Below are 15,909 nucleotides of genomic sequence, written 5' to 3' on the forward strand. Positions count from 1 at the left end.
TCCAGCCCGCCGCTACCCAAAAGGTCCAGCTGAAGCCCGGTCAGGCGGCTCCTCTGCTCCTCCAGCAACTGAGCCAACGCCTCCCGCACCTGCCGGTCGGCCTCGCGTCGCAGCTCCTTCTCCTTGTATTCCCGGATCCCCGGCAGCCCGGCCAGGGCCCGCTCGACCGCGTTCATCTGCGACTTCATCTTGTCCGTCAAACCCATCTCTCTCCCTCCTATCCTCAAATCCGCACCGGGGAGAACACCCGAGGAAAGGCGAGGCGCGCTCGCGCTTCGCCGCCTATCAGCCGCGCCACAGCGTCGTCACCGCGGGCAGCCGATGCAACATCCAGATCCCCACCGGCAAGCCGATGATGCTGGCGCATAGAAGCCAGGCCACCGCCGCCCAAGCCAGGCTCAACCACCAGCCAACGAGTAAAAAGTACGGCAAACGCACCAGCCAGCTCCGCTGGCGCAGCTCTCCGGACCGCACCCAGACCCCACCACCTCGAATCTCCGCGATGACCACACCGCTGCGTGGTTTCAGGGTCAGCACCTGGGGGACGCGGTCCAACATCCACAGCCCCAGCGGCAAGCCGATGATGGTCAGATTCAGGAACCAGGCGACCAGGATCCAGACGCCTGTGAGCTCCCATCCGAAGAAGAGGAACCACAGCGCCCGTACGATCCAAGGAAGCCCTCCCTCCTCGCGAACGAGGACGCGTTCCGTGCTCATATATTCTCCCCCATCAGGTGGAGAGGAAGACCTGCGAGCCGCAATACGGGCATTCGATCACCCCCTTGCCCACCAGCTCCAGCTGCCCGCCACAGTTCGGGCACCGCTGATCCGCTCGCATCTGGCTGGCTTCTCGGGAGTAGAGGATCCCGTCCTTCCAGTTGACGGCGCCGCTGAATAGCCCCTTGCCCACGAGGTCCCGCACCCACGCCTCCACCTGATCGCGTGAGGCGTTCATCTCCAGGGCCACGTCGGAGATCCGCACCTGCCCCTGGGTCAGGACCATGTTCAGCACCTGCTTCTCCTTCTCCACCTCGGCGAACTCGATCGCCTCCTGACGGCCGCGCACGGCCACATATCCGCCCACGCCCACCAGGATCAGCACCACCGGCAAAACCAGCACCATGCCCAGCAGTCCTGCCGAGATGGTCAGCCGCCCGGTCAGGACGCCTGAGGCCAGAAACACCCCCACGGCCAGACACAACACGATCCCCGCGATGACCAAGATGATGCCGGTGATCCGGCCCATACCCACCATGTTTCCCTCCGAGTCCTATGTCGAAACCGGCGAATCACACCAGGGATCCGGCTTCCACGTCGACGTTCGTCTCCCCACGGATCATCCGAACCCGGCCGAGCCGCCACCGCCGCCACCACCGCCGACGGAACCGCCACCGCTCCACCCGCCGCCGCTGAACCCGCCACTACTCCCCGACGACGAGGGGCGGCTGCTCAACGTGCTGGAGGCGCTGTTCAGCATGGTGAAAAGCCCGCCCGTCATGGCCTCCAACCCACCGAATGTCCCTCGCGTCATCCCTTCGAGGGAGGGCATCTGTCCTTCCCGTCCACCTCCGGTGGGCATCTCAGCAGCGTGGCCCGACGGACGGCCCCCTCCGCTTGATACACGCCCCGGCCGAACATACGGCCCCTCCACCGGGTAAGGCATGTACCACCTCGGGGCGGGCGTATCCACCGCGGCGAACTTGCGCACATACTCCTTCTCCACACCGAAGGCGATGGCATACGGCAGATACCGCTCGAAGATGTCCTTCGCCTCCTCCAGGTTCGCGTATTTATCGATGTTCTCCAGATATCGGCGAAAAGCCCGCCAGCGAGCCGCGGCCTCCGCCCCCTTCGGCGTCTTACGCGGCATTACGCGAGCCAACACGATCAGCCCGACGAAGGTGATCCCGATCCCGATGGGAGGGCAAATGGCGTAATCGGTATACGCGGAGAGAAAGGCCATCAAACACACCGTCAATGCGCCGGTCAGCACCAGGCCAACCACGCCCAGCCCCGCGTACCGATTACGTATACGCTCCGGGCTGGCCCTGAAGTACCCCTCCTTCACCACCTCCGCATAAAGCTGGCGCTTGATCTTGGGGATTGCCCGGTAGAATTTGTTCTTCAGATCCGACAGCCGCCGTTCCCTACGCCCGTCGAAGATCTCCTCGATCAGCGTCTCCTCGAACGGACGCAATCCCTCCGTGGAGCCCACCAGCCGATAGATGAAATCGATCTTCTCGCCGATGCCCAACAGCCCCGGCTCGCGCACCTCCTCGATGGTGATGACCCCGCGTCGGGCCAGATCGACGATGGTGGCGACGATGTCCTCCATATCCGCCTGCTCATCCAGGAGCGTTCCGGCGACCCCCGGCGGGATGTCCGCAGGCGGGTCGATCAGGTAGTCCGCGGGGATCTTCACCGGAGCGTCCCGGCCGCGGGTGTACCACAGCAGGTACAGCAGCGCCGGCCCACCGAACAGGAAGAGCAGCCCGATCGCCAGCATGAGCACATTCACCACGGGGCGCCAACGCTGATCCCACTCCGCGGCGGCGTCCGCCTCCTGCTGCCAGGGCTGCGGCTGCCCGGCCACCACGCCCGGCGTGAACTGCACGCGCACCTCGAACTCACGCCCCGGCGGGATCTCCTCCGTCGCCTCGAAGATGACCGTGCGAGCGTCCACCTTCTGCGCCTGCGCCGCAACCCCGTACGCGTCCCAATTCTGGACCTCCGCCGGCTCCGGTATCTGCACCATCACCCGTGAGGCGTTCACTGGGAACGTCCGATCGGCGACCACCGCCTTCCACCATAGCTGGTCGCCCTCTTCGTAATAGCGTAGCCCCCCATGCACGGTATAGGCGATCGTGTACGTGTGACGACTATCCGATGTCGGAGGGAAGTACCATTTGATCTTGAACTCATTTCCCTCCATGTACGTGGTGAACGTCCAGGGCTGCCCGCTGGAGCTCTTCTGGAAGACCTGATCTCCCTCCCTGACCTCCACATCCGAGATACGATCCAGGCGTCGGACATCCACGCCCCGAATCCCGAACGTGAACGTGCCGCTGGTGAACTCGATGGTCTGCCGCTCGACGACGCGGAAGGTGCCATCCGTGCGGACGACGATGTCGACATCCCACCGATCCCAATACAACGTCTTGCTCTGCGCCTGCGCCAGGCCGGTGGAGACCACCAACAACAGGACTATGAAACCTATGAGCCTCAGGTACCTGAATCGCATCGCCTGTAGCGCCTCCTCACCCCGCCCCTACCCCCCATCGGGGAATCGATGGAGCTGGCGTTTGAATCCGACCCAATAGAGAGCCAACCGTTCCTCGTGTCGTGGAACGATCTCCCCCGATTTCCTATGAATATAACTCGATACAGGCCGATTCGGACATCGGCCAAGCATACCATCGCGCGATCCCTTCTGCGCCGCCCGACGCCCCTCCGACGGCGACCTGACATCCCAAAGAGCCCACTCGCTATGGGGATGGGAGCTCTATGGGACCCAACGTCGCCCGCCCGATCTCCGTCCCATCCGCCGCCCGATACAGGATCACCAGGACCTCGTACCGACCCGCCGGCACCGACGGCGGCACGCGAATGTCGTACACGTCCTGCACGATCTCGCCGGGGATCCATGCCGTCGTCGGGTAGGCCTCGTGTACAGGCTCGTCATCTCGCATAGCCACCTTATCGTCAGCCGGGGTCGCCAGCCGCGCCGAGATCTTGAGCGGCTCCGCGATCGGCTTCTCCGCCCGCCAGTGCAACGTCAGACGCACCAGCCGTCCCGAGCGCAGCGCCTTCGATTCGACCAGATACCCCCGGAGGCGTACCCCCGCCCCCAACGACTGGTCGATCCGCCCGGGCAGCGGGTCCCAGCGGCCCTCCCCCTTGGGCCACACCCGGATCAGGGGGCCTACCGCCCCCAACGAGTAGCGCTGCTCCGCCCCGGGGAGCCGCCGCGTGAGGAAGACGGGACGCCCTTCACGCAGCAAGCGATCGACGGCGATGAACCGGTCCGCCTCCCGGTCGGCCGGGACCGGAAGCACATCAGGGCGCAAGCCATGCGCAAACTGAACATAGCGGATCAGCGTCGTCTCGCCCAGGATCCCCACGATGGCCGCCCCCTTCGGAAGCGGCTGGCTGAGCATGTCCACGCCCAGATCGTGCACCTCCCAACGCGCATGGCGGTCCATCTGGGGAAGGCGATCTGCAGCACCCCACACGACGGCCATCAACACGACGCCCCCCAGGGCGACATGGCCGAGAGGTCGGATCGCCGAGGCCCGGGCGAGCCTGTGGCACAGGGCCTCCCATCCCTCCTGTATGACCGCCAACCCGGCCGCGAGGGCCAAAGCCGTGGTCAGAAAGGCGGGGATGAAGAACACCTCAATGTCGGCCGCCCGATACGCGAGGCCGAACCCGTAAGTCGCCAGCAGGGCCGCCGCCAACCCGGCCCCATCCCAGCGCGCCCGCCGCCGCCCCGCACCTATCCAGCCCAGGAGCAGGCCGATCACCCCGACGGCCGCCAGCGCTACAGCTCCGTATCCCACCTGTTCACGCAGGAGGTCCAGATAGAAGCGAACGTCCCTATCGATCTGGAAGGGGTTCCCCGTCAGGAATACGTTGTAGCCGCGAGCCGTGACCCAGGCCCAGAATCCCGCCCAGTCGTTGCGATACGTCCCATCCAACGAGGTGGTCACGCGGCCGCGAATGGGCAGATAGGCATAAAGGGACAGGGGGAGCAGGAAGGCGACAACAGCGGAGACCCATTCACGTCGTTTCCGAACGATATCGCCGAGCCGGGCGGCCAGCCATATCGCCACGGCCGGGGCCAGCAACACGATCATGCGATGATGGGTCAGGCCCAGGCCCAACACCAGCCCGACGGGCCACAACTTCCCCGTGCCGTGGGACCAGCGCAGGGCGGTCCAGCAGAGCAACGCCTGAAGGAACCCATGCAGCGCATACACCTCGGCCACAGTGGCCTGGGACCACCATACCGGGATGGCGATCGTGTAAGCCGCCGCCAGCGCGGCCGCCAGCCGACGCCCCGTGAGCACTCGTCCGGCCAGGTAGAGCATCCCAACGGCCGCGGCCGCGGCCGCGGCCGAGAACAGGTTCACGCGATAGGCCACCTCGCCAAGCGGCAGCCGGGTGAAGGCATATCCCAGCAGCGTATACAGCGGATATCCCGTTGGGTGTGCAATGCCGAGCGTCGGCAGGACCAGCTGGAACTCCAGGCTGTCATCGAACAGGGCGACGACGGAGGGAGCTGCCGTGCGAACATAGAGGATCAGGCCGATCAGCCCAAGCCCCAGCGCGATCCCATAATCAAGCCGAGGGCGACGCGTTTCCATGGCGAAAGGATCATACCACACCTGCCACAACGGAGCAATTTATGTCGTGCTGGGCCGGGTGATGTCCTACGAAGGAGCCCGGAGGGCAAAGCCCTATTCGCATCAACTTAACAGCATGGGCGAGGCCCCCGCCTGCCATCTTTTCCCTCCACGGGCGGCCGCACCTGAAAGGGGAGGTGCGGAGGGGCTTCCCTCCGCAGAAAAACGCTTTTTCTCGCCCTTCACCTGCCTGGTTGGGGCTTTGGCCGGTGGCCTCCGGCCCCACGGGGCAGGTGAGGGGCTGAAAATAGATTCCTTCGGAGGGCTGACGCCCCTCCGAGCCACCCCAGAGATGCGGGACCACGCTTCCGTATCGCTTAACTTGATACCAAGGGGCCCGGAGGGCAAAGCCCCTCCGGAGAAAGCCCTTCTTCCGCCCTCGACCTGCCCGGCCTCAGCCTGGATCCCTCGGAAAGGGCCGAGAAGGGCAGGTGCAGGCCGGAAAAGTGGGATTCCCGTGGAGAGGAGGGTTCATGCTGCCGATTCCAATATGAGCGAAAAGAAAAACGCGAGGATCAGGCAGGATGACGCCCCATCGAGCCATCCTGCCTCCTCGCGTCCCCAGCTCCAGATGGCTACAGACGCCCGGCGAGGGCCGTGAACAGCCACCCGGTGATGGCGCCGTAGATCACGTGCCCCATCAGGCTCGCCCACTGCGCGCTGCCGATGACGAAGACCATCTGCGGCATGCCGAGAAACAGCGGCATCAGGATGAGGGCGCCCAGCCCCCACCAGATGACCCCATACCCGGCGCCGGCGAAGACGGCGATCGCCCGACCGGCCGGAAGCCGCGCGCCGATCAGCCCGTAGGAACCGCCGATGGAGGCGCTGATGAACATGTGCACGACGAAGCCGATCACGTTGTTGGGCTGCCCGATGAGCGCGCCCACCATGGGCAGCGCCCCCATCATCGCCATGAGCATGCCGAACACCAGGCCGCCGCCCAGGCCAGCGATCGCTCCTGTGAAGATCTGGCTGAAAAAGGATTGCTTAAGGGGTCGTCGTATAGCCGTTGTTGACATTCGATTTCCTCCCTGTAGAATCTGATCGAGTGATGAATTTCCGATCCGGCGCCGGTACTTGTTGCCACATGGACGACGCGACCGGCGGATTTCTTACCCCGGACCCACCGCTTGACGAGGCCCTTCTGCTGCGGGTAGAGAGGATCCAAGGGGGAATTCAGATACGCTCAAGAGGCGGATCGAAAGGGATGATTTTATGGAAAGATCGAGGAGGACGTTTCGAACGGCAGACGGGCACGTTGTGCCCGCCGTGACGGCGGCGGAGATGCGAGAGGTCGATCGCGTCGCGACGGAGGAGTTCGGCCTGGGCATCCTCCAGATGATGGAAAACGCCGGCCGGAATCTGGCGGGGCACGCCATGGAGATGCTGGATGACGCCCCGGGCGAGATCGTCGTGCTCGCCGGCGGCGGGGGCAACGGCGGCGGAGGATTATGCTGCGCGCGCCACTTGCACAACCACGGCATCTCGGTACAGATCGTGCTGGACCGTGATCCGGCGAACCTGGGGGAAGCCGCGCGTCGCCAGCTGGGCATCTTGCAGGCAACGGGTCTACGCCCGCTCCCCCTTCCCAAGGCCGAGAGCTGGATTCGCCGCTCTCCGCTGGTCGTCGACGCGTTGATCGGCTATAGCCTGCGGGGCAAGCCAAGGGGAAGGACGGCCGAGATCATCTCCCTCTGCAACCGACACGCCCAACGCGTACTTTGCCTGGACGTGCCCTCAGGGATCGATGCGACCACCGGCGAGGCGATGGGGCTCTCGGTGCGCCCGGATAGGACGCTGACCCTGGCGCTTCCCAAGAGGGGGCTGATCCACATCCCTGGCGAGCTCTACCTGGCCGACATCGGCATCCCGCCGGAGGTCTACAGTCGCCTGGGGATCTCCCTCGATCCGCCCTTTGGGAAACGCTACTGGGTCCGGCTGGACCGCTAGTGCGATGCAAAAAGGCCGGCGCAGTGCCGGCCTCTCTGAAGGGTCGACGGATTCTGCCCATCGAATCGACGGATATCCTACCGACTGACGGCCACAATGACGATCACCACGACCATCACCAGCAAGAGGGCCAGGATGACGCACACCAGGAGGGGAAGGAGGACGGCCGCTATGGCCCTTCCCCAACGGGTGCGCTCCAGCACCTCCCCTGACTCGGTGGGGACCGTCTCCACCCACCCATGCGCCACCGCCGTGGCCTTGACATAGATCAGCCATCCCCATACCGCCGCGATCCATCCCAGGAGCGCCCCCAGGAATGGGACCGGACGGAGGATAGTGATCACCTGCGGCACGGCGTACAGGGATGTCGTCGCCAGGAACCCGCGCAACCCGCCGCGCCCGCCCAGCAGCTTGGCGGCCAGCATCACCCACAACGCGTAGCCCAGCCAGCGCCCCATCCGGGCGAACGGGGTCGACCACCACTCACCCAGCGACTCCAGGAAGGCCGCGATAGGGCGAGGGAGGATCGTCGGCAGGGAAGCGATCTCAGTGGCGATCTTCACCCCGACCTTAAAGCCCTCGGTGATCTGATCCAGGACCTCGGGAGGCACGCTGCCGGGCGGCATGAAGCGCTGCATCTGGCGCAGGCCCTCCTCCATCCCCTGCTGCATGGCCTCGATCTGCACCTCAACCGGCCGAAGGCTCTGGGCCAGATCGGTCACAAAGACCAGGGAGCCGGCGATCAACGTCACCGCGATCAGCCAGACGATGCCCCGCCTGAGCCCGCCGGGGTCATCCCGGAAGGACACGAACGTCTCTGTCCGCAGGGTCATGACGCCGCGAAAAGTCTGCCATACAGCCATGATCTCAACCTCCCATGATCAACGGAAGCGCGATCAGCGCGGCGACGGCGATCAGCAGGATCCCCAGGAGCCACAGGATGACGAGGGGGAACAGGGTCGCAACCAGGGCGCGGGGCCAGGTCAGATCGTGCGCGATGCGAAGCCCCATGTAACGACAGATGAGGGTCCAGGTGCCCACCACGCCCCCGACCGCCAGGAAGGGGACTGCATCGGCCAGGTGGATCACCTGAGGCGCCACGGCCAGGGCGGTCACGCCCAGCGTTTGCGATAATGTGCCCTCGCCCCCCAGCAGGCGGGCACCGCCGTGGGCCAACACCCCGTACACGAGCCAGCCGATGATGAGCATCAACGGCTTCGTGATGATGCCCAAGGCGGCGCTGCCGGGGTCCGGAGCGCCGAAGAGGCGGGGGAAGACCTGCCAGCCCAGGTCGTACCATCGCCGAAATTGCTCGGTGAACGAAGGGCCGATCTCCCTCTGCAGCATCTGGAACCATGACATCTGCTCGTAGTTGCGGTAGATGACCTCCTTGATGTCCGCCATGTGAGGGATGCTGGCCCATTCGACGACCGTACCGGCCAGATTGCTCACGGCGATCACCACGGCAACCAACACGATGAGAAACAGCCCTTCGACGACCGGGGCATCATCCTCTCGTATCTCCTCATACGCAGAGGGTTGCAACCACAGAGCGCGCCAGAGCAAGCTCAGCGGACGTGCGACCGTCGTCATGGATCACCTCCTTGCCGAAGAACTCCTGCGGGGCGTAAGACCCATCACGCTCCCGGGCGGGGAAAGCCAGGTTTCGTACACCTATACGCACAACAACAGGCGGAGGTGACAGGTGCCACGTCAGACGCGCAGGATCTGATCCGCCAGCTGGGTTACGTGCTCCATCGCCATACGAGCACCGCGACGGAAGCGGCGCGCCCGCATCAAAGCGCGCGGGGACGTGATCTGTCTCGACCACCGAAACCAGCGCTCGCCGATCGCGCCCCATCGGGGTGGCTCATCCACGTATGTGACCCATCGCGTGTAGTCGAAGGCCGCCCGGCCATCCGCGGTATCGCTGATCCCGCGCATCACCAGCCACGGGATGCCGTGCAGATGCGCCGTGTACGCCACCGCCGCGCCCTCCTGCTCCACGGCAATGGCCCCCGTCGTCTGGCGGATCCGGTCCTTGTGCGCGTGGGAAAAGATCACCTGATCTCCGGTGGCGATGACGCCCGCCACGGCGCGAGGGAAGGACCGTTCCTCGTCCCATCCCAGCGCGTTCGCCGCCTCCCGCGCTCGCGCCACCCACCGGGAATCCGCGGCCAGATAGCGCATGCGCTGTCCCCGTTCGGGCGGCATGGGCAGCCCCGCGACCTGGAAACGATCCTCCAGGTGCACCCCCGCGTCGTGCATCGCGAGGCGCTGCCCGATCACCACATCGCCGATCCGCAGCTCCGATGCCAGAGCGCCAGCCGATCCGCAATTCCAGATCACATCCGGCCGGAAGGTCTGGATCAACGCCATGGTGGCCAGCGCCGCGTTCACCTTGCCCACCCCGCACGCGACCAGGATCACGTCATGACCCGCCCAGCGGGCCCTTGTGACGTGCGCGATGGGCCCTCGCTCCTGTGCGACGATGCCATCCACTCGCCGTTGCAGAGGACGAAGCTCACCGGGGATGCCGACGATCCCGACGATCATCGATCGCGGTCCTCCGACGTGGAGGAGGACCGCTCCTCCTCAGCGATGAGCGCACGCACCAGGGCCTCCTCCTCCTCCCGGGTATGGACCTGGCCATCCAGCCGCGCGTCCAGCAGAGCCTCCAGGATGCGGCGATAGATCGGGCCAGGCTTGAGCCCCATGCGGCGCAGGTCGTGTCCGTCCAACTCCGTGGTGACGTGCTGCAACCGTTGCTCGAAAAGGGCAAGGCGCTGTCGCGCCAGCCAGGAATCCGTGGCCACTCGAAAGACCAGCCGGGCCCCGGGCTGCGCCTGGGATAACAGCCGATAGATCTGACTGGGGCGTAGATGGTTCTGCACCAGTTGGGACTCGTGATCGCGCAGGTAGCGCGCCTGCTCGACCACCGAGCGGGCCTGCGCGGGCAGGCGCAGCCGCGTCATCACCTGTTCCTGATCCTCGGCGCTGAGCCGGTACAGCCACAGGCCAAAATAGAGATACTCGATGGGCTCCGGCACCTCGTAGTCAGCCAGCTCCGCGCGCAGCCTCCGGAACCGATCGGCCAGCCATTCGTCATAACGCAGCGCCGGGTGGATATGAGGCAGCACGCCCAAGGCGGCCAGCCGGGCCAACGCCCGCTCCGGCTCCGGCTCCCGCAGGATCAGGGTGAGCTCGTGGAGGATACGCTCCCCACTCACCCGCTCCAGCAGATCCAGGGCGTTCCCGATCAGCTCCTCAGTACGCGGCTCGATCCGAAATCCCAGCCGTTGCTCCAGCCGGACCGCCCGCAGGATCCGGGTCGGGTCCTCCACAAAGCTGAGGCTGTGCAGGACGCGAATGAGGCCCTCCTCCAGATCCCGCTCGCCGCCGTAGAAATCCAACAGCTCCCCCCAGCGATCGGGATCGAGCCGGATCGCCAGCGTGTTGATGGTGAAATCGCGACGGTGGAGATCCTGCTTGATGTTCGATTGCTCAACGGTGGGCAGGGCGGTCGGGTGCTCATAGAACTCGATCCGGGCCGTGACGAAATCCAGGGAGGGCACGGGCGGCGGCCGGTCGTCATCCTCGGGCAGGATCCACTTCGCCGTGCCGAAGCGACGGTGGCTACGCACATAGCCACCCTTCCGTCGCGCCAGCTCGCGCGCCAGATGGATGGCATCCCCCTCCACGACCAGGTCCAGATCCAAGTTGGGGACGCCCAACAGGAGATCCCGCACGAACCCGCCCACCGCGTAGATGGAGTACCCCAGCTCGTGAGCCGTGCGCCCGACCTCCTGGAGCAGCGCGTGGAGGTCGGGGGGAAGGGCCGCCTCCATTCGATCCGCCAGCGTCTGAGAGCGATCGGGCGCTCCCGGCCAGGTCTTGATGAGATCTGTACGCGTGACGATGCCCAGCAGCCGGCCGTCCTCCGAGGAGACCACAGGCACCTGTCCCCATCCGTGCTCGATCATCACCCGTTGGAGGTGCTGCACCGAGTCCTCCGGATGGACCACCACGGCGCCGGAGTGCATCACCTGACGCACGGGCGCGTTCTGCAACCCGTGATGCAGCGCCCGGTCGACCTGCCGTCGGGTCAGCATGCCCACGATCTGGCCGTCGGCGACCACGGGGAACCCCTCGAACCCGTAGCGCTGCATCCGCTCGGCGGCCTCGGCCACCGTGGTATCCGGCGTCACCGTCTGGGGTTGGCCGCGCGACATGATCTCCGCCACCGTCACGGCCGGACGCACGTGCTTCTCCAGCAACTCGACCAGACGGCGCTCGGCTTCCTCCAGCGTCATCCCACGCAGCAGGGCCGCGGCCGCCCGGCTATGTCCCCCGCCCCCCATCGCCTGCGCCACCTTGCCGACGTCAATGGCGTCCGACGTGCTCCGCGCCACCAACTGAATGCGGTCCCCTTGATCCACCAGCAGGAAGAGCCCCTCCGGCTCGTAGAGATCGCGCAGCTTGTGGGCCAGTACGGAGACCTCCGCCACATACTCGGGAGAGCGGGCGGTGGCGATGATCACGGAATGGCCCAGGAACTCATAGGGATGGCTGTTCTCCACCAGCTGCCGATACAACGCCTGCTGTTCCGGGGTCAGAGGATGATGCAGGAAGCGGTTCACCACCTCCAGGTTGGCCTCCTGCTCCAGAAGCCAGGCCGCGCACCGGACATCTCGTGGGGTGGTGGTGCCATAGGTGAGCGCGCCCGTGTCCTCGTAGATGCCCAACAGGAAGAGCGTCGCCTCCAGGGGTGAGATGTGGATGTGCCGCTCGGCGATCTGCTCCACCAGCAGCGTCGTGGTCGCGCCGACCTCCTCCCCCCAGAACTGCCAGCCCTCGGGCAGAGGGTCCTGCCTCGGATGGTGATCGATGAACTGCCCGGTGGTGTGGGATCCCATGCGGCGGAGCGGCTGAAAGGTCTGCGTGTCCACGACGATCACATGATCGATGCGCTCGTGCGGCAACTCGTCCACGCGCCGGAAGGGCAGCGAGTCCCGGTACAGGGTGACGAAATCTCGCACATTGCGGTTCGTCTGGCGCGGCAGGACCGGCATCGCGTCCGGATAGAGCTTATGAGCTGCCAGGAGCGACGCCACCGCGTCGAAGTCCGCGTGCTCATGCGTCAGGATTACCCGCATCTTCCGCTAGCCAACCTTTAATATGGAAGCCAGGTGCGGAAACTCGTCAAACATGTGCGGCAGATAGATGGCCTCCATAAACCGATCCTGAAAATCCGGCTCGGCGGCCGTCTCCACGAACTCCACCCACCGGGCGACCTCCGCCGCCTCCAGCCGCTTATGCCGATTCAACAGGGCGATGCGCGCACCGTCGCCGGCCGCGTTCCCCACCGCGTAGACCCGGCTCAGATCGCAATCCGGCAACATGCCGATGGTCATCGCCCGCTCGGGGTCGATGTAGTTGCCGAAGGCGCCGGCCAGGATGATGCGATCCACCCGATCGACGCCGCGACGGCGCATCAGGATGCGGGCGCTGGAGTAGAGGGCCGCCTTGGCAAGCTGGACCGCGCGCACGTCGTCTGTGTACAGGGCGATCTCCTGGCCGGTGCTGCTCTCATGCGGCCAGGCCAGGACAAAGGAGGCGATGTTCCCCTCCCGTCGGAAGCGAGGCGAGGGGCACTCCGACACGAACCGGCCGCTTCGATCGATCACGCCCGCCTTCAACAGCTCGGCCACCGCCTCGATGATGCCGGAGCCGCAGATGCCGTGCGCCTTCTCGGCAGGCGGCGCCTCCTCCGTCCACTCGTCGCTCCAGCGCGGCTCGCCGATCACCCGGAAGCGCACCTCCAGCGTCTCCGGATCGATCCGCACCCGCTCGATAGCGCCGGGGGCGGCCCTCATCCCGTGCGTGATCTGAGCGCCCTCAAAGGCGGGGCCAGTGGGGCTGGAGCAGCACAACAGACGCTCCGAGTTCCCCAGGAGCAGCTCACCGTTGGTCCCCACATCGATGATGAGAACGATCTCCTCGGGCGGCACCTTGTGCGGCTCCTCGGCCAGGATCACCCCCACGTTGTCCGCGCCCACATAGCCGGCCTCAATGGGCAGGATGTGCGCCATGGCCCCGGGCGCCAACGCCAACCCCAGATCACGCGCCTTGTAGTCCAGAGGGCCATGCACCGCGGCCGGGAACGGCGTCCCGCCCAGCTCCCGGGGATCGATCCCCAGCAGGAGATGATGCATGATGGTGTTGCCCACCAGCACGATCTCCGTGATATCCTGCGAGGCGATCCCCGCCAAGCGGGCCACGCGGCCGACCAGATCGTTGATCCCGGCGACGATGGCCCCGTGCAAGCGCGTGAGCCCCTCCGGCTCGCTCATCACATAGGACACGCGCGACATCAGGTCCTCGCCGTAGGGCACCTGGGGATTCATGATGGCATCGGCCGCCTTCACCTCGCCCGTGAGCAGGTCGCACAGGTAGGCGGCTACAGTGGTCGTTCCCACGTCCACGGCCAGCCCGTAGGCCTCCTCATGATAACCCGGCTGCACGCGAACCACCTCGCGCCCCTGCCAGACGGTACACGTGACCCCGCGCTGCCCCTTGCGCAGGGTCTGCTGCAGCTCGCGCAACGCCGTAATGTCGATGGACAGCCCCTCCAGGCCGAAACGATCGGCCAGCTCCGCCTGCACGCGCTCCCACTCCCCCTGGGGATGCTCCAGCGTGGGGCGCTCTACCTCCACATAGTGCAGTCGGATGGCCGGGTCCAACTCGATGCGCATCTCACGTGCCGCCTTGCGGATCACCTGCTTGAGCGCCTGGCTCTCCTCTGGGACGGTAATCAGCAGGTCGCCGCGGACCTCGGCCGCGCAGGCCAGGCGGCAGCCGCGCTCCAGATCCAATCGCTGACGTTGGGCGTGAAATTCCTCCTTCTCCGAGACGGGGGAGACATGCTCACGGCTGGAGTGGATGCGAAGCTTGGGGAAGAAGCCCTCCTCAATGATCACCTTGCACTTGCCGCAGGTCTGCCTCCCGCCGCAGATCGATTCGATCTCCACTCCCAGCAGGCGCGCGGCCTCCAAAATCGTGATCCCCGATGGGACCAGGCCCTGGCGCCCCGCCGGCTGAAAGACGACCCGATGGGAACGATGATCGTCGCCGCGATGGTCAGACATAGCCGTTCATTCCCCTGGCGAGAGATGATGTGTCGGCTCATTGTACGCTATGTCTACGGCACTGACAAACCGCCTTGCAACACGGCGCGATCCTGTCCCGGGATTTCTTTGCGCCTTGGGCGCTTTCCAGTATACTCTGGTCAGGAGGTAAGCCCCTCCATGCAAACACGCGGCCGCTGACCGGAGGGCGATCTTCCAGCCGGAGATGGATGCCCCTATCCACGCGAGACAGGAGGATCACCCACCGGGGCCGTGTACGATATTTCCATGACCAGGAGATGGACGCCATGATCACCCGATTGTCAGGTAAGGACTTCATCACCACACAGGATTGGACGAGAGAGGAGTTGGAGACCGCTTTGGAGGTGGCCTTCCGGCTCAAAGGCGAGTTCGCCATGGGCGTACCTCACGACCACATCCTGCGCGCCAAGACCCTGTACATGCTCTTCTTCGAGGAGTCCACCCGCACGCGCAACTCCTTTGAGACGGGGATGACGCAACTGGGCGGGCACGCCATCTTCCTGACGCCCAGGGTCACCCAGATCGGCCATGGCGAGAGCGCAAAGGACACCGCCATGGTGCTATCCCGCTATGGTCACGGCATCGCCGTGCGAGACTGCCGTAAGGGCATCGGACAGAAGTACCTGTACGAGATGGCCCGGTGGGCCTCCGTCCCGATCTTCTCCATGCAGGACGACGTGGACCATCCGTGTCAGGCCATGGCCGACCTGATGACCATCCAGGAGAAGTTCGGGCGGAACACCAGCGGCCTCAACTTCACCATCGCCTGGACCTTCGCCCCGAAGTACGTCCGGCCGATGTCCGTGCCCCAATCGCTGGTGATGCTGATGCCCCGCTTCGGCATGAACGTCACGCTGGCCCACCCCAAGGGATACGAGCTGATGCCAGAGGTGCTGGAGGTCGCACAGCGCAACGCGGAGGCCGGCGGTGGCTCCCTGCGCATCATCGACGACATGGACGAGGCGTTCCGCGATGCCCACGTCGTGTATCCCAAATCATGGGGCCCCCTGATGGTGACGGAGGATCCGGCCGAGGTGGAGGCGATGGCGGCGCAGCATCAGGATTGGCGCGCCACGGCCGAGCGGATGAAGCTCGCGCAGCGAAACGCGATCTACATGCACTGCATGCCGGTCGATCGGGGACATGAGGTGGACGACGAGGTCATCGATGGCCCTCAGTCGGTGATCTACGACCAGGCGGAGAACCGACTGCACGTCCAAAAGGCGCTCATGGCGCTCACCATGGGGGGAAGATGGTAAGCGTGCTTCCCTGATCCCACATCTCACCACGCAGCTCACGAGGGCCGTCGCCTGCCCCCATGGCGACGGCCTTCACGATGGGGCGCGCGCCATGATGGCGCTCGTTGCCTGAGTGCACACCTT

Annotated in this window: 13 protein-coding genes; 2 read left to right on the plus strand and 11 right to left on the minus strand. The window is 65.5% G+C overall.

The features are described from left to right. From GXP39_04660 to GXP39_04685, 6 genes are all read right to left on the minus strand, one after another. A partial coding sequence (locus tag GXP39_04660) for a hypothetical protein (protein NOZ27330.1) occupies positions 1–206 on the minus strand: 206 nt, incomplete at its 3' end. A gap of 79 nt (positions 207–285) precedes the next feature. Next, on the minus strand, positions 286–717 hold the full coding sequence (locus GXP39_04665) for a YccF domain-containing protein (GenBank protein ID NOZ27331.1): 432 nt from the start codon (positions 715–717) through the stop codon (positions 286–288). 13 nt (positions 718–730) lie between these two features. Beyond that, positions 731–1,255, minus strand: a complete 525-nt coding sequence (locus tag GXP39_04670; protein ID NOZ27332.1) for a zinc ribbon domain-containing protein — start codon at positions 1,253–1,255, stop codon at positions 731–733. A gap of 81 nt (positions 1,256–1,336) precedes the next feature. Next, positions 1,337–3,241 carry a DUF2207 domain-containing protein gene (locus GXP39_04675; GenBank protein NOZ27333.1) on the minus strand — a complete coding sequence of 635 codons (1,905 nt, stop codon included), beginning with the start codon at positions 3,239–3,241 and terminating at the stop codon, positions 1,337–1,339. Positions 3,242–3,485: 244 nt separating this feature from the next. Next, positions 3,486–5,366 carry a DUF2723 domain-containing protein gene (locus GXP39_04680; protein ID NOZ27334.1) on the minus strand — a complete coding sequence of 627 codons (1,881 nt, stop codon included), beginning with the start codon at positions 5,364–5,366 and terminating at the stop codon, positions 3,486–3,488. Positions 5,367–5,980: 614 nt separating this feature from the next. Beyond that, on the minus strand, positions 5,981–6,427 hold the full coding sequence (locus GXP39_04685) for a DUF1440 domain-containing protein (protein ID NOZ27335.1): 447 nt from the start codon (positions 6,425–6,427) through the stop codon (positions 5,981–5,983). A gap of 196 nt (positions 6,428–6,623) precedes the next feature. Here GXP39_04685 and GXP39_04690 point away from each other — a divergent pair, with 196 nt between their 5' ends. Continuing rightward, on the plus strand, positions 6,624–7,358 hold the full coding sequence (locus tag GXP39_04690; protein NOZ27336.1) for an NAD(P)H-hydrate epimerase: 735 nt from the start codon (positions 6,624–6,626) through the stop codon (positions 7,356–7,358). Between the two features lie 77 nt (positions 7,359–7,435). Here GXP39_04690 and GXP39_04695 read toward each other — a convergent pair whose 3' ends face one another. The 5 genes from GXP39_04695 to GXP39_04715 form a co-directional block, all read right to left on the minus strand. Further along, positions 7,436–8,221, minus strand: a complete 786-nt coding sequence (locus GXP39_04695) for a hypothetical protein (protein NOZ27337.1) — start codon at positions 8,219–8,221, stop codon at positions 7,436–7,438. 4 nt (positions 8,222–8,225) lie between these two features. Beyond that, positions 8,226–8,951, minus strand: coding sequence for a YIP1 family protein (locus tag GXP39_04700; GenBank protein ID NOZ27338.1), 726 nt, complete (start codon positions 8,949–8,951; stop codon positions 8,226–8,228). A 120-nt stretch (positions 8,952–9,071) separates the two neighbouring features. Then, on the minus strand, positions 9,072–9,914 hold the full coding sequence (gene mtnN / locus GXP39_04705) for a 5'-methylthioadenosine/S-adenosylhomocysteine nucleosidase (protein NOZ27339.1): 843 nt from the start codon (positions 9,912–9,914) through the stop codon (positions 9,072–9,074). Further along, entirely contained in the window at positions 9,911–12,514 is a 2,604-nt protein-coding gene (locus tag GXP39_04710) for a CBS domain-containing protein (GenBank protein NOZ27340.1), read from the minus strand. Before GXP39_04710 ends, mtnN begins: the two co-directional genes overlap by 4 nt. A gap of 6 nt (positions 12,515–12,520) precedes the next feature. After that, entirely contained in the window at positions 12,521–14,506 is a 1,986-nt protein-coding gene (locus GXP39_04715; protein ID NOZ27341.1) for a DUF4445 domain-containing protein, read from the minus strand. 287 nt (positions 14,507–14,793) lie between these two features. Between GXP39_04715 and GXP39_04720 the strand changes: the two genes are divergently transcribed. Continuing rightward, positions 14,794–15,786 (plus strand): ornithine carbamoyltransferase, encoded by a 993-nt coding sequence (locus GXP39_04720; GenBank protein NOZ27342.1) that lies wholly within the window; start codon positions 14,794–14,796, stop codon positions 15,784–15,786. The last annotated feature ends 123 nt before the right edge of the window (positions 15,787–15,909 follow it).

This window comes from Chloroflexota bacterium (genome assembly GCA_013152435.1).
In the GTDB taxonomy this organism is placed as follows: domain Bacteria; phylum Chloroflexota; class Anaerolineae; order DUEN01; family DUEN01; genus DUEN01.

Excerpts from the sequence above, each read along its gene's own strand:
- GXP39_04665 (NOZ27331.1), bottom strand. The coding sequence starts at position 717 with ATGAGCACGGAACGCGTCCTCGTTCGCGAGGAGGGAGGGCTTCCTTGG.
- GXP39_04670 (NOZ27332.1), bottom strand. The coding sequence starts at position 1,255 with ATGGTGGGTATGGGCCGGATCACCGGCATCATCTTGGTCATCGCGGGG.
- GXP39_04675 (NOZ27333.1), bottom strand. The coding sequence starts at position 3,241 with ATGCGATTCAGGTACCTGAGGCTCATAGGTTTCATAGTCCTGTTGTTG.
- GXP39_04680 (NOZ27334.1), bottom strand. The coding sequence starts at position 5,366 with ATGGAAACGCGTCGCCCTCGGCTTGATTATGGGATCGCGCTGGGGCTT.
- GXP39_04685 (NOZ27335.1), bottom strand. The coding sequence starts at position 6,427 with ATGTCAACAACGGCTATACGACGACCCCTTAAGCAATCCTTTTTCAGC.
- GXP39_04690 (NOZ27336.1), top strand. The coding sequence starts at position 6,624 with ATGGAAAGATCGAGGAGGACGTTTCGAACGGCAGACGGGCACGTTGTG.
- GXP39_04695 (NOZ27337.1), bottom strand. The coding sequence starts at position 8,221 with ATGGCTGTATGGCAGACTTTTCGCGGCGTCATGACCCTGCGGACAGAG.
- GXP39_04700 (NOZ27338.1), bottom strand. The coding sequence starts at position 8,951 with ATGACGACGGTCGCACGTCCGCTGAGCTTGCTCTGGCGCGCTCTGTGG.
- mtnN (NOZ27339.1), bottom strand. The coding sequence starts at position 9,914 with ATGATCGTCGGGATCGTCGGCATCCCCGGTGAGCTTCGTCCTCTGCAA.
- GXP39_04710 (NOZ27340.1), bottom strand. The coding sequence starts at position 12,514 with ATGCGGGTAATCCTGACGCATGAGCACGCGGACTTCGACGCGGTGGCG.
- GXP39_04715 (NOZ27341.1), bottom strand. The coding sequence starts at position 14,506 with ATGTCTGACCATCGCGGCGACGATCATCGTTCCCATCGGGTCGTCTTT.
- GXP39_04720 (NOZ27342.1), top strand. The coding sequence starts at position 14,794 with ATGATCACCCGATTGTCAGGTAAGGACTTCATCACCACACAGGATTGG.